Genomic DNA, 13,081 nt, shown 5'->3' on the forward strand with positions numbered 1-13,081 from the left:
ACAGAGAGCGCTTATTATCGGTAGATAAATACTAAGAGTAAGCAAATCATACCCAGCAATCCAACTCGTATTTAGAACTAAAGCTTATTAGCCTTATTGCAAATCAGTATAATGATACGATTTCGACACACTGGAAATTTCGCATTGGATACCTTTAGATCATGTCGTGATATTTTTCAGCCCTTCACCCTCGCGGTTATAAAATCCACCGCCGCTTTTACTTTTGGTGTCGCATAGCTTAGTTTCTGGTACAGCATGTAGACTCCAAGGCTTTGATTCTGAGTAATACTTAGTGGCTCATGGAATGTCAATTCAACCAGTTCACCTCTGTCAAAGTAAGGCTGCAACGCCCAACGCGGCATCATCACAATACCAGCTCCCTCAATCGCTTTTCTCGCCAGCCACTTGCCATTATTTGTTGTTAATACACTTGGAGCAGATACATCCTGCCACTGCCCCTCCACCTCACTTAACCATGGCGTGGGTCCAGCCGGAGTTTTAAAATATAATCCCTTGTGATTTTTTAAATCACGAGTGCTGCTAGGTACGCCTGCGAACTCCAAGTATTTTCTCGATGCCGCCGCAACAAACCCATTATCCATTAAATGAATAGCAACCACTCTCTCGTCAGGAGCAAAGCCTCCCCGAATAGCTATGTCGACATCGTCACGGTTTAGCTTCGAAAGCTCATCACTTAACACTACATCTAATAGCACATCCGGATAGAGTGTCGAAAACTCATCCAAGATGGGAGTTAATACCTGCTCTCCAAACCCAACCATTGCACTTATTTTTAATGTACCAGTGGGTATCGTTTGATAATCCCGAACAGCTTGGTCACACTGTTCTAACTGAGTCAAAATGCCATTTATTTGCTGTAGATATTGCTGGCCTACTTCCGTTAACACCACCGAGCGAGTCGTCCGAGTGAGAAGTTGAGCGCCCAAACTCTCTTCCAGATCGGCAATACGCCTAGAGACCGATGACGCAGGCACATCAAAGCGCTTAGCAGCCACGGTGAAGTTCCCCGCCTCCACCGTCGCGGAGAAATACTTTAATGCTCTAATTTGATCCATCAGTCAGCGATTCCTTTTCTTGGGTGAGGGTTTCACGCACCAATTGTTGTTATAAAGACAATAGAGATTAGCTTTTCGCCTACTATATACCACTTAAATAATGGGTAATAATCGTTTCATCAACTTTGTACCAATAATAGAAAACAATAAGGAACACCCATGAGCCACTACACCGAAATTTTGCTTGCTAAACGTCCTGACAACAATCCAATTGGCCCGCACCTATTTGAGGTTCAAACCAAAGAGATCCCAACGGCTGGCCCGGGGCAAGTTCTGATTAAACAGACGCACATGTCACTGGATCCTGCAATGCTTGGTTGGATGAGCCCTGATACAAATAGCTACATCCCACCTGTTGATCTTGGTTCTGTGATGCGCTCAAGTGGCTATGGAGAAATTGTTGAGTCTAACCACCCGGACTTTGCTGTTGGCGATAATGTTATGGGTATGATTGGCTGGACAGAATACGCCGTGACTAATGGACAAGGCATCAACAAAGTACAATCTGAAATTGACCCGGAAATGGCATTGTCTGTATTTGCCCTTCCTGGATTAACGGCAACTCAGGGTCTTTTTAATATAGGTAAGCCTAAAGCCGGAGAAACTTTGGTGGTCACGGGCGCAGCTGGATCTGTAGGTTCAATCGTTGGACAACTGGCTAAATCCGATGGAATGCGTGTTATTGGCGTGGTAGGCAGTGATGAAAAAGCCGATTGGATTGTGAATACGCTAGGTTTTGATGGTGCAATCAATTACAAATCAAATGACCTTGATAAACAGCTGATTGAGTTAACTCCTGATGGCGTTGACCTGTTTTTTGAAAACACTGGAGGGCCTATTCAGCACTCTATTTACAATCGAATGAATACCCATGGTCGAATCGTCGTGTGTGGCATGATCGCTGATTACACGAGCGAAACCCCGGCTCTCGGCCCAAACTGGATTAATCTCATTAAAAAACGTATCACCGTTCAAGGTTTTGCAATGCCCGATCACTTTGGCGATGTTCCCGCGTTATTGAGCAAACTAACCCCATATGTGATGCAAGGTAAGGTTCAATATCGCAGTCATGTTCTGGATGGGTTAGAGAGTGCAATGTCAGGTTTAAACCTTCTACTGACCGGTGAAAATCAAGGTAAGTTGATTGTGAAGCTCTAGTTCAAAAATAGTCTTCCTACTAGTGGCTAGCGTTGCTAGTAGGCTTTCTATTTACTCGATTAATATCTCCTTCTTCTATCACTGATTATTCGTTGATCACGTGTTATTCTCTGATTAACTAGACAGTCACTTTACAATGTAAACCGTGCTTTCTCTTTTCCAGTTTTAAAGATAACAAGGGTGAAATATGAATGTAGACAAGGCAAAAAAGCGAATCGCAAAACAAGTTAACAAAGGCTTTAAAGGCTACCCACAAATCTGCATCGAGTATTTTGGCATCAATGCAGACTGTGCGACTGGAGTTTCTGTTCAATTTACCCTCGAAGAAGGTGGCGAAGTTCAAGAGGAGCGCTTTAACAGCGATACCGACGCAAGAGAGAGCGAAGTGATTCAAACGGTACTACTTAAAATAATTGAACGCGCTAATGCCACATCAGTTGTAGAAAAAGAAGGTGTCTCAATTCTCTAGCTTCTCGTTTCTCTCCTAGCCATGACTTGTAATTGGCTTTCTAGTCATTTAGCCAGCCACTGCGGCTTGAAACGTATGTGACATTTAATGGCTAATGGTAGTCCCACATACGAGACTACAGGAACAATAGCTGCGACTGACAACACAGTAACGGTAAGCGGTTGTTCAGTGAAATAACTGCTCACTAGTGGTGGAATCCAATACACCAACGGCAGCAATATTAAAAAAGTATATAACGCCACCCAATGTTTATTGGGTGGCGAACTGTTTTGTCCGCCACTCATATCTATACCCTCTCTCAGTAGTGATTTTCTTTGAATAAAAGTCAGATTAGCCTTTAGCAAAATAACTGTTCATCACATAACCATATTTGGTTGTGTGGTCCGCTAGTACACGGCCTAACACGTCACCGTAATCACTGCGCCAATCGTTCATTAACTCAGCCAGTACTGAGGCCCAAGTTGTCACTTTAACGCCTGCTTGAGTTAAGCGTTGAATGGTGACCTCTTGAACCGTTTTGTTCCAAGTCCCCGAAGCATCGATAACGGCATACACATCATAACCCTCTTGCACCGCAGATAACGCAGGGAACAATAGGCAAACATCAGTAACAATTCCCGCCATAATGATTTTCTTGCGCCCGGTCTTTTCTATCGCTTGCTTGAACGCTTGACTGTCCCACGCATTAATCTGCCCTTCACGTTCGATAACTTCAACGCCCAGTATTTCTGGAATTTCTGGAATTACTGGTCCGTTTGGCCCCTCTGGTAGGCTAGCTGTCACAACCGACGGCAAATTGATCGCTTTCGCTGTTCTCGTCAATGCCAAAATATTGTTCTTCAACACAGTTGGGTGCTCGTCACCTAGCCCCACCATAAGACCTGTTTGGTGGTCGATCATCGCCAGCACTGAGTTTTCAGGCGTTAAGAATTCAGAAAATTTGTTCGTTGCCATGGTGTATCCCTCACTTAATAGATGTCATCGCAACTGCGACCTTGGTTTAGTAAAAATGTTGAAATATATTATTCGGTGTAAATAAGAATGAGTTGGCTGTCACTGCTGGCGATAAACTCCAGCTTGTTGGTACGAACTAACGTGCCAGCCTCAACAGTCGTGCCATTCATGGTTGCGCTACCCACACTTAGGTAAGCCAGAACTTCACCTTGGTGTGATGTCGCTTCGCCTCTTCCAGCTTGAAAAACATCAATGACGGTGCGGCTAGCAAATGTTTCTTGATCATCGGTGTTACCACCGTAAACGCGTGTTCGGTTACCTTTTTGTGGCTGGTAGACCTTATAACCTGCCGCTTGCCCCGGTGTTTCAGGCAAGACCCATAACTGAATCATCTGATTTGGCACACCATCTGGGTTAATCTCATTGTGTGAAAACCCTTCACCGCCTGCTCGTTGTACTTGAACGGTACCCGCTGTTAAGCCCTGTCCATGCTCTAAAGAACCTGCATGTTCAATTCGCCCTTTGGCCATGACACTAATGACATCAATTTCATGATGTGGGTGCATCCCCGTTTCGCCGTAAGGCTGAAAATTTGCATCCGCCAAGTAAACAAAACTGCCGATACCGTTAAATGCTTGCGCTGATTTTCGTGAACCAAAAACGCGTTCATCTTTTACTAGCTGCTTTTCTTTAAGCCCTGCGAATCCACCTTGAGGCAGTTGAGAGAGTGTCAGCATATCCATAATCTATTCCTTCTTTCTTGGCTCATCGTGTGAGTCGTTAGCGATGGATTGATAATAGAATGTTGCGATTAATTGATATATGAGCAGATTGATATAACATTGTTCTATATTAGGTAATAATAAAATGGAGAGGGCAGAAAGGATGCAAGACATTAACGATATGCTGGTTTTTGCTACCGTCGTTGAAGCAGGAAGCTTTACGGCGGCCGCAGAGTCAATGGGGCTACCCAAATCCAACATTAGCCGCAAAGTCACCCGCTTAGAGGAAAAGCTTGGAGTTCGATTACTGGAGCGTTCGACTCGTACCCAGCATTTGACTGAAATTGGTGGGCAATATTATGCGTATTGTCGCCGTATCCAAGAAGAAGTCTCGGCCTCACAACTCGCTGTCGAAACCATGCTTGAACGACCACAAGGGACTCTCAAGGTATGTGCTTCCGTCGCTATCGGTCAAAGTATGCTCGCAGGACTCATCCCTACATTCCATCAACGTTTCCCTGATATCGATATTGAGCTCGATTTAACTAATCGAAGGGTTGATGTGTTGGAAGAGGGCTACGATGTGGTTATTCGAGTCGGAGAACTCAGCCTTTCCAATCTAGTCGCTAAAAAGCTATCGCGTCTTTGTTTATCGCTCTACTGTTCTCCAGGTTATCAAGAGAAACGGGGGTTACCAACAGAGCCTAACGACCTGACGAATCACGAATGTTTATTAATGAGTGCCAAAGAGCGCAAACCTATTTGGACCTTGAAGAACCAAACAGAATCGGTACAAATCGCGATAAAACCAGTTCTAAAGTGCGATGATTTTAGTGTTTTAAAACAGTTAACGGTCGACGGAATGGGAATCTCTGAACTGCCTCAATACATGGTAAAAGAATTAGTCGGAAGAGGAGAGTTAGTCAAGGTATTGCCAGAGTGGGAATTTGAACCCGTTAACCTATATGCCATTTACCCTAGCCATAGAGGGGCGACGCCAAAGTTAAGAGCATTTCTTGATTATTTGTATGAAGGGCTGACTCACTTGAAGCAGTGATTAAAGCCACCGTAGTAAGGCCTGATATAGGCGTTCACCAACAGATACAGCTTAACGTAATGAGCTATACCTCAAATAAGAGCAGGCAAATGCTCAGCTAGAAAGTCCATCAATACTCGAATCTTCTTATTGTGCTGAACATCACGATGACAAGCTAGGTAAACAGGCAAGGGTGGTAAGTCTATACCGGCGTTTATCTCTTTAAGGCCAGCTTCAAAGCAAAGGTTCTTATGGGTGACGACAATACCCCCATGATGACGAGCAAACTCAAGGTGCATCGGCATAAAATCTGTTCGCATTAAAAAGTGCTCATTATTCACTTCCCAGCCCAATTTTTGCCCTGCGTTCTCAAACTGCTTATCGCGGTCATAACCAATCACCCGATGTTTAAAGATCTCATCGGGAAACTTAGGAACACCATTTTTAGTTAAGTATTCACTGCTGGCAAAAAAGCCAAGTGGGATCTCCATGATTCGGCGACAAACCAAATCAAGCTGGGTTGGCGCAAACATACGTACCGCAACATCAGCATCTCGTTTATCGAGATTACTTGCGAGATTGCTCACCTCGACCTCAACGGATACTTCAGGATAGCGCTGCATAAATAGCGGCAAAATTTTAGGTAAGTAGTAAAGTGCCACCAGCTCATTGGCAGCAAGACGAACACGACCACTCAAGGTTGATTTATGCCCAGCAGCTAATCTTTCTAATCGCTCTGCGCTTGCCTGCATCTGCCTGCACTCTTCAACTAAGCTCTCGCCAAAGTTGGTTAACGTTAAGCCCTGAGTGCTACGATCAAACAGTGAATGCCCCAACTGTTTTTCCATAGAAAGCAACTGACGACTCAATGTCGGTTGCGAGACATCCAACTGTTCAGCGGCTTTACTAAGGCTTCCCTTTTCCGCTATTGATAAAAAATAGTGCCACCATTGCCAGTTATTGCTATTCATATGTGAATATCCATTAGTAAATCCTGCCTATTCTCTATTTGAAATCAAATTGTAGAATAGTGCCATCAACTGGAGGAAACAAGATGAAAACAGCACTTATTCTAGGCATTACAGGCAACTTTGGTAAACAGATGGCACTCGCTTTAATAGCAGAAGGTTGGAATATTCGCGGGTTGATGAGAGACAAATCCAAAGCACCGACATGGCTTCCGTCGCAAGATATTATGGTTGGCAACGCAAACAATGAATCACACGTGACCAACGCTGCAGAAGGTGTTGATTTAATTGTTTACGCAGTCAATCCGGTCTATTACCGCTGGGGCGAAGAGGCTCTTCCTTTGCTAGAGCCTACCGTTCGCGTCGCTGAGAAAATGAACATTCGCATTCTATTTCCTGGCAATGTCTACAATTTCGCCCCTAGTTCAGATCTAATTGCGGAAGATACGCCAATGAAGCCTATTTCAGAGAAAGGAAAGATTCGGGTGCAAATGGAAGATAGACTAAGAACAGCCACTAAAAATGGCGCGAAGGTCACCATAGTAAGAGCTGGTGATTTCATTGGCCCTGATACCCATTTTACTTGGTTAGATATGACACTAAAACAGAAAGAGAGTCGAGCTACCATAGCGTTTCCCCACAATGAAAACCACATCCACTTTTGGTCATTTTTACCTGACTTATGCACCAATTGCGCAAAGTTACTTTCACAACCACAATCTCAATTTGAAGTGTGGCATGACCCCGGTTTAAGGCTATCCCAAGTCGATTGGCAACACGCTTTTACTTCACACAACATTACGCTCAAGGTCACACGGTTTCATTGGTGGGCGTATAAACTCATAGTTCCTTTTGTACCGCTAGTTAGGGAGGTGTTCAAAATGCGTTACCTATGGCAACAACCAGTTCTTTTAGATGGACGGAAAATGAAAGCGACATTAGGTGCCAAATACACTACAACTTCACTAGCTAATATTATTCCCCAGCTTTCGAACTCTAAATAGTGCCTAATAATATTTGAGACTTTGATTGACCTGTCTATAGCTTTACAGTTTAAAGTCTCTATATACTTAAGGTATAAACTCTAACTATGTGGATCATTCAATGGCGTATCGCATCTCAGAGCTGGCTAAGAAAGTAGGGCTATCACGTACCGCCCTACTCTATTATGAAAAGCAGAAGCTGATTTCAGGGCAAAGGCAGGCTAATGGCTATCGAGTCTATTCAGACAAAGATGTTCAGCGCGTGCTATTGCTTCAGCAACTTCAAGCAGGCGGTCTAACGCTCAATGAGTGTAAGGCGTGCTTAGAAGCGAAAGTAGACCGAACTCTGCTTGAGAATCGGCTTCGCACACTAGATCAAGAGATCAAAAAAAAGCAGCAATCTCGACAGCTACTTTCCTCCATGCTTGGTGAGGGAGACCTCAAAGCTTGGCACGAGAGCGTCGATAAGCTTGCGCCTGATGCACATTTAGATTGGTTAATTAAGCAGGGTTTTAACGAGAAAGAAGCACTGCGCTTAAAATGGCTATCAAAAGACATGAACGAACACGAACAATACATGGCGGACTTTATGACCGTCTTCGAAACACTAGAACGTTGGGGCCCCGGCAGTGAAAGCGATACACTAAAAGCGTTTACTCACTTACCTAAACCGCCACGCTCAATTTTAGAGATTGGCTGCGGCAATGGTTCAGCGACCACGGTTCTTGCGAATCAATGTGATGCTCCAATCACAGCGGTAGACAATGAAGAGTCTGCCCTGCTGCGCCTTAATAACACGTTAGCGAACGAAAAATTAACGGAACGAGTAACACCAGTCTGCGCTAGTATGACAGAACTGCCTTTTGATAACGCAAGCTTTGACCTAATTTGGGCAGAAGGCAGTGCGTATATTATGGGTACACCCAATGCGCTGAAACAATGGCGACCACTACTTAAAGATGATGGTATGCTAATGGTGAGCGACCTAGTTTGGTTAACCGACTCTCCAAGTGAAGAAACCTCTACGTTTTGGGCGAGTGAATACCCCGACATTCAAACTGTCGACAAAAGATTAGAGCAGATCAAAGCAGCAGGTTATGAAGTGGTTCAACACTTCTCGCTTAGCCAGCAATCTTGGCAAAACTACTGGATGCCATTAAAACAGCGTCTTGAAGATCTCACAGCCACGATGCCAACAGCGCAAGCGCTTCAAGACATAGCAAAAGAAGTAGAGATCTATCAACACTTCTTAGGCGAGTTTGGTTATCAAATGTTTATATTACAGAAAGTAACCTAAGGCCCTTAAACTGTGCATCTTTTAGACCGACTCAACATTTATCTATTCCACTACAATCGTACTAAAAAGTGGTCAGGAAACTTTTCAAAGATCCTAGGTTGGTCTAGCGACAAATCCCAATTTTCACGCTTCGAGGTGATTAAGCAGGCTGCTAATTTCAATGGTAAGCACCTGCTTGATCTTGGGTGCGGCTATGGTGAACTCTATGATTATCTTTCTCTCGATTCCCAACTGTCTACGTACACGGGTGTTGATCAGCAGCACCAGTTTTTAAAAGCAGCAAAACGAAGACTGCTCAATGAACGAGATATCTGCCAGTTTATCCGTAGCGATATCAGCCAATTCATTATTGAGGGTGCGGATATCGTCGTTGCTAGCGGCTCTTTAAACTATCGAAGCCGAGATCCTGACTACATCACCAAGATAATTACTCGTATGTATGAAATGGCACATGAAACCGTCATATTTAACCTGCTCGACGCTAGTTCTTTTCCTAAACAAACCTTACTTACTGGATACAATAAACAAGGTGTTTTGTTCTACTGCAAAACCTTGTGTCCTAACGTTGAAATAATTGAAGGGTACGCGAATGAGGATTTTACTATTATTTTAAGAAAATAATAGACTTACGCTATCTAATTGCCTCTCACTAGACGTAAAAACCAACCAAAATCACGCCTCTAAATTCATCTCAACGAGTTGGTTCTTACAGCTAGTTAATTAATGAAGAATAACTACCCATATTTATTTGAACTTCGTTCCACCTTCTCACTCTCGCATCCCTACTTAGATCAGCAAAAATTGTTTAAAATACATGCATTAGAATAGGGAATAATAAATATGAAACACAAATGGTTAGGATTGGTTATATTGCTACCTGTCGTAGGGGCATGCAGTGATACAAATTGGGCCAGTAAACTCAGTAGTGATAACGCTTCGCAAGAGCAGATAGAGACCATTTCCAACAACATCGAAAAGCTCTATCCTGGCGCAAGCGACGAGCTGAAATACAATGCAGCCGACGTGGCCGTTCGTGCGATTGAAAACCTTGTCTTTGTTGAAGGTGGCAGTTTTGACATGGGGGATTTTGGTATGCCTTGTGAAGTACCCAGTGGCACCGTAAACCGCATTGACTGGACCCCAGATGTAGAATGTTTGAGCTCACCAACCAGTGTTGAAACCGGGGCTGCGTATTTGCATGATGTCACATTAGACTCATATTCTATGTCAGCTTATGAGACCAGTTTTTCTGATATGGAGTGGATGAGGCAAATAAACGGACTACCAGTTGCTTATAACTCGTATGATCAACCGAACGCGGATATTAACAGAAACTCCAGTACATACCATGAACTTATGGATAATGGCAGCAATCTTATAGCGTGGACAAAAAAGTGGCAAGAAGCTAAAGACTATTGTTTATGGCTTGGTGAAGTAACATCATTACCTTTCGATTTACCAACGGAAGCACAGTGGGAGTACGCCGCTCGTAGTGAAGGTAAGAAAAACTATTACGCAACAAATAACGGATACCTGCAATTTGATGGTGATTCATACATCATACCTGAGAGTGGAATATATATTGAAATCAAACATGAAGAAGTAAATGCTCCTGTAAGCCTCAGTGCAGCTATAGGAAAATACCCTCCTACTCCTTTAGGTATATACGATATGAGTAACCAAATTAGAGAATGGGTTAATGACTGGTATTCTCCAAACTACTATCAAGTGTCGCCTAAGTACAACCCATTGGGTCCTGAAGACGGCACTCTTAAAGTAGTACGCGATGGTACAAACACTATGACCTTTGATCGGTCATATGAACCACCCAAACTAGAACGGTATTCTGTAATCTCTTTCCGATGTTCGTCAGTAGCATCATTTAAATAGTAAAATATAAGCCCCTTTAAATAGGGGCAGACTTTAGCAGTGTGGGATATTTTGCTCTGCGCACTGACTTATAACTATAAGCTTCTTCTTACTTAATGCTTCACCACTTAACGCTATGTAAGGTACGGAATCTATCTTCTGAACTTTATCTACCGCTACAAGCTCTGACACCCAAAGATTAAAATCACGCTGCTGACGCCCATCTAAAATTGCATTAATTCTTCCCAAATTTGAAAATAATGTTCTTTCATCCCCTTTTCTTCCATCTGTACTCATATGTAATAAAATCTCCTCAAACTTATGCCAACTGTATGTACTTTCTGATAAAAGTTTACATATGGCATTTTCTTGATCTTGATTAAAGCTAAAAGGGAACTGCTCAACAAGAATAGATAACATTCTCCCTATAGCTTCAGGTTGTAGGCTATCAAAAGAAACGTCACCCCCTGTAGTATTGCTAAGAATTCTTTCAGCCAAAATTAACGCCATTTCTTTACGATCTTTCATTTGGTCAAATCGCAATTTCAATTCCGCATACTCAGTTTGGCTACTTGTTACAATTTTCTCAAAAGCTCCTACTGGACTCTTAACTAACTTCGATGCATATGCGATAATTGTTGAATCAACTAGATATTGATATGTTGCCTTATCAATGTTGCCCAACACCCTATAATCCACATGCTGTAACCCTTGCAAAATAATCTTGGCTAAGTCCCAGAGGTTCCCCAAATCTATTTCGGTAGCAAAACTGCCTCCGCCGCCTTTACCATAGACAATACGACCAGACCAGTAGACATAAAACTTAGTTCCACGCATTGCTAGTTGAAAATCAAACTTAAACCCTTTACCTATGGCCACATTCGCTTCAGTGGTGATCTTCGCTAACGCTTTAAACTTATCAGTATGAGCGTCTTCGGGTGGCAACCATTCCATCGCCCCTGTTAATTGACCGCTGAGTTTCGCGCCTTGAAATACATCTACCTTAAAACCGATGTCTCCTTTAGGGCTGCGACCCATCTCTATGTCTGGTACGAAAAGAGCGCCGATACTGCTGCCGTTCTCATCTATATTGTTAGCAGCTTCTTTTGATGGGTGATCACTAGTATCTTTTCTACGAGGAAGATTAGGGTGAGCTTGCGCACTGGTTTCAGCCGTTCGACCAATGAAACATCCTATTTCAGCCTTCCCTTCAAGGCGAAAACAGCCAAATGGGTAATATTCAGTCTCTTTATTAGCGTTGATAAAACTAAAACCAACCGCCAAGCCATTTTCGTAGGGGTAATATTGTGCAATGGTAGCCTTCGCTTCAAATAACGAAAAACTGGTAGCTGCCCCAATGCCTAGTTTGGCCTCGGCTTCACTAACATCCACTTCCGCGTCAACACTGCCAGACGCTGCCCAGCGCAACATCTGTGCCTCTGTACTAATAGCAAACACCGTCTCTTTATCATCATTTAAGATATAACGAGCTGCTTTCCATTCCGCTCCTTTAAAACCCTTGGGCTGCCATTTCACTAAGTTATCCTTTAGCGTAGGGCTTAGTGACTTTTTAATGACATCTTTTTCAATGTCATCAATAATGGCCTTACCAATACCTTGTAAGTCACCACTATTGACGACGGTTCTTGTTTCTTTGGCTCTTGCGGTTTTCTGCCAGCCCGTTGTTTTTTTTGACTTATCGAGTTCTTTATTTCTAATGTATAGAGTCTTATTCTCTTTCACCGAATACACTTCAACGAGGTGATGAGGCATGCTATCTGTCGCTTTTTTGGGCCCCCTTGTCAGTGACTCGTTTGTCTCTTCCCTCACTAAGCTTTTGTAGTAAGCGTGCTCTGAATCAATACGTGCTAACACTTCGGCTTTCAAGAATTTTTCAGATTGCTGACTCAGCCATCCACCATGCATATTGACAATACGACGACGCTTTTCTAGCTCAGCCAGTTTGCCGCGAATGGTAATTTGAGTAGAATCGCCCGCTGGCTTCTCTGGTACCTCTCTCATTGAAGGTGCGGGTAATATTTGGTTGTTATGCGCTTTGGCGTACCACCTTTGGCGAGCATCATGTAACTGTTCGGCTTGCTGGGTGCTCACCACCTCCCCTTTGCCTGGTGCTAGCTCACACAGTTTAGTGTAGTCTTCAAGGTGATTATTAACCTTCCCCACTTCAATATTGAGCTTTTCTACAGACGCTTCATCTAGGCTGTAATACTCTAATGGGCTTTCCCCTGTGACAAAGAGAATGTCGTGCACTTCCATTGTTGCGCAGAGACTTGCAGCAACCACATCACCACACTCATCAAATGACGCCTCTTCATCTTGAGACTCATCTGGCGCATTGAGCTCTATCGGCTCTAACGCTTCCTCATCAGGAAGAATGACGGCCTCTCCTACTTTGATTAGATCTGGGTTGGTTTGAAACTTGGGGTTTAGCTCAAGCAGAGTATTGAATTGTGTATTCTGTTCAATGGCAATTTGCAGTAGCGTATCGCCAGGTTTTACAAGGTATGTTTTGCTCATGATAGATACTT

The 13,081-nt window shown here is 43.4% G+C and carries 12 protein-coding genes; 7 read left to right on the plus strand and 5 right to left on the minus strand.

Features of this window, described 5'->3' with window-relative positions; all coding sequences use genetic code 11:
- Nucleotides 1-176: 176 nt before the first annotated feature.
- Complete coding sequence (locus L4C54_RS08675; RefSeq protein WP_428807858.1) at nt 177-1,076, minus strand: LysR family transcriptional regulator; 900 nt, start codon at nt 1,074-1,076, stop codon at nt 177-179.
- Nucleotides 1,077-1,235: 159 nt separating this feature from the next.
- Here L4C54_RS08675 and L4C54_RS08680 point away from each other — a divergent pair, with 159 nt between their 5' ends.
- Nucleotides 1,236-2,234, plus strand: a complete 999-nt coding sequence (locus tag L4C54_RS08680; RefSeq protein WP_428807859.1) for an NADP-dependent oxidoreductase — start codon at nt 1,236-1,238, stop codon at nt 2,232-2,234.
- A gap of 187 nt (nt 2,235-2,421) precedes the next feature.
- On the plus strand, nt 2,422-2,703 hold the full coding sequence (locus tag L4C54_RS08685) for a hypothetical protein (protein WP_428807860.1): 282 nt from the start codon (nt 2,422-2,424) through the stop codon (nt 2,701-2,703).
- 330 nt (nt 2,704-3,033) lie between these two features.
- Here L4C54_RS08685 and L4C54_RS08690 read toward each other — a convergent pair whose 3' ends face one another.
- A complete protein-coding gene (locus L4C54_RS08690; protein ID WP_428807861.1) occupies nt 3,034-3,657 on the minus strand; it encodes an isochorismatase family protein in 624 nt (207 codons plus the stop codon).
- 68 nt (nt 3,658-3,725) lie between these two features.
- Complete coding sequence (locus L4C54_RS08695) at nt 3,726-4,400, minus strand: pirin family protein (RefSeq protein ID WP_428807862.1); 675 nt, start codon at nt 4,398-4,400, stop codon at nt 3,726-3,728.
- A 142-nt stretch (nt 4,401-4,542) separates the two neighbouring features.
- On the opposite strand from L4C54_RS08695, the gene L4C54_RS08700 reads away from it, so the two are divergent.
- The gene (locus L4C54_RS08700) at nt 4,543-5,436 is read left to right on the plus strand and encodes a LysR family transcriptional regulator (protein ID WP_428807863.1); all 894 of its coding nucleotides are present in this window, start codon (nt 4,543-4,545) and stop codon (nt 5,434-5,436) included.
- 71 nt (nt 5,437-5,507) lie between these two features.
- On the opposite strand, the gene L4C54_RS08705 is transcribed toward L4C54_RS08700, so the two are convergent.
- Nucleotides 5,508-6,386 carry a LysR family transcriptional regulator gene (locus tag L4C54_RS08705; RefSeq protein ID WP_428807864.1) on the minus strand — a complete coding sequence of 293 codons (879 nt, stop codon included), beginning with the start codon at nt 6,384-6,386 and terminating at the stop codon, nt 5,508-5,510.
- 83 nt (nt 6,387-6,469) lie between these two features.
- On the opposite strand from L4C54_RS08705, the gene L4C54_RS08710 reads away from it, so the two are divergent.
- From L4C54_RS08710 to L4C54_RS08725, 4 genes are all read left to right on the plus strand, one after another.
- Complete coding sequence (locus tag L4C54_RS08710; protein ID WP_428807865.1) at nt 6,470-7,387, plus strand: NAD(P)H-binding protein; 918 nt, start codon at nt 6,470-6,472, stop codon at nt 7,385-7,387.
- Nucleotides 7,388-7,487: 100 nt separating this feature from the next.
- Nucleotides 7,488-8,663: a MerR family transcriptional regulator gene (locus L4C54_RS08715; protein ID WP_428807866.1), complete on the plus strand. Its 1,176-nt coding sequence runs from the start codon at nt 7,488-7,490 to the stop codon at nt 8,661-8,663.
- A gap of 12 nt (nt 8,664-8,675) precedes the next feature.
- Nucleotides 8,676-9,284: a class I SAM-dependent methyltransferase gene (locus L4C54_RS08720; protein ID WP_428807867.1), complete on the plus strand. Its 609-nt coding sequence runs from the start codon at nt 8,676-8,678 to the stop codon at nt 9,282-9,284.
- Nucleotides 9,285-9,503: 219 nt separating this feature from the next.
- Complete coding sequence (locus L4C54_RS08725) at nt 9,504-10,553, plus strand: formylglycine-generating enzyme family protein (RefSeq protein WP_428807868.1); 1,050 nt, start codon at nt 9,504-9,506, stop codon at nt 10,551-10,553.
- Nucleotides 10,554-10,586: 33 nt separating this feature from the next.
- On the opposite strand, the gene L4C54_RS08730 is transcribed toward L4C54_RS08725, so the two are convergent.
- Nucleotides 10,587-13,070, minus strand: coding sequence for a LysM peptidoglycan-binding domain-containing protein (locus L4C54_RS08730; protein WP_428807869.1), 2,484 nt, complete (start codon nt 13,068-13,070; stop codon nt 10,587-10,589).
- Nucleotides 13,071-13,081 lie beyond the last annotated feature (11 nt).

The sequence above is a fragment of the Vibrio lamellibrachiae genome, from assembly GCF_050337265.1.
GTDB classification, from domain to species: Bacteria; Pseudomonadota; Gammaproteobacteria; order Enterobacterales; family Vibrionaceae; genus Vibrio; species Vibrio kyushuensis.

What these genes read in the sequence shown, in the direction of transcription:
- L4C54_RS08685 (WP_428807860.1), top strand. Translation starts at nt 2,422, where the DNA reads ATGAATGTAGACAAGGCAAAAAAGCGAATCGCAAAACAAGTTAACAAA.
- L4C54_RS08690 (WP_428807861.1), bottom strand. Translation starts at nt 3,657, where the DNA reads ATGGCAACGAACAAATTTTCTGAATTCTTAACGCCTGAAAACTCAGTG.
- L4C54_RS08725 (WP_428807868.1), top strand. Translation starts at nt 9,504, where the DNA reads ATGAAACACAAATGGTTAGGATTGGTTATATTGCTACCTGTCGTAGGG.
- L4C54_RS08715 (WP_428807866.1), top strand. Translation starts at nt 7,488, where the DNA reads ATGGCGTATCGCATCTCAGAGCTGGCTAAGAAAGTAGGGCTATCACGT.
- L4C54_RS08710 (WP_428807865.1), top strand. Translation starts at nt 6,470, where the DNA reads ATGAAAACAGCACTTATTCTAGGCATTACAGGCAACTTTGGTAAACAG.
- L4C54_RS08700 (WP_428807863.1), top strand. Translation starts at nt 4,543, where the DNA reads ATGCAAGACATTAACGATATGCTGGTTTTTGCTACCGTCGTTGAAGCA.
- L4C54_RS08730 (WP_428807869.1), bottom strand. Translation starts at nt 13,070, where the DNA reads ATGAGCAAAACATACCTTGTAAAACCTGGCGATACGCTACTGCAAATT.
- L4C54_RS08705 (WP_428807864.1), bottom strand. Translation starts at nt 6,386, where the DNA reads ATGAATAGCAATAACTGGCAATGGTGGCACTATTTTTTATCAATAGCG.
- L4C54_RS08680 (WP_428807859.1), top strand. Translation starts at nt 1,236, where the DNA reads ATGAGCCACTACACCGAAATTTTGCTTGCTAAACGTCCTGACAACAAT.
- L4C54_RS08675 (WP_428807858.1), bottom strand. Translation starts at nt 1,076, where the DNA reads ATGGATCAAATTAGAGCATTAAAGTATTTCTCCGCGACGGTGGAGGCG.
- L4C54_RS08695 (WP_428807862.1), bottom strand. Translation starts at nt 4,400, where the DNA reads ATGGATATGCTGACACTCTCTCAACTGCCTCAAGGTGGATTCGCAGGG.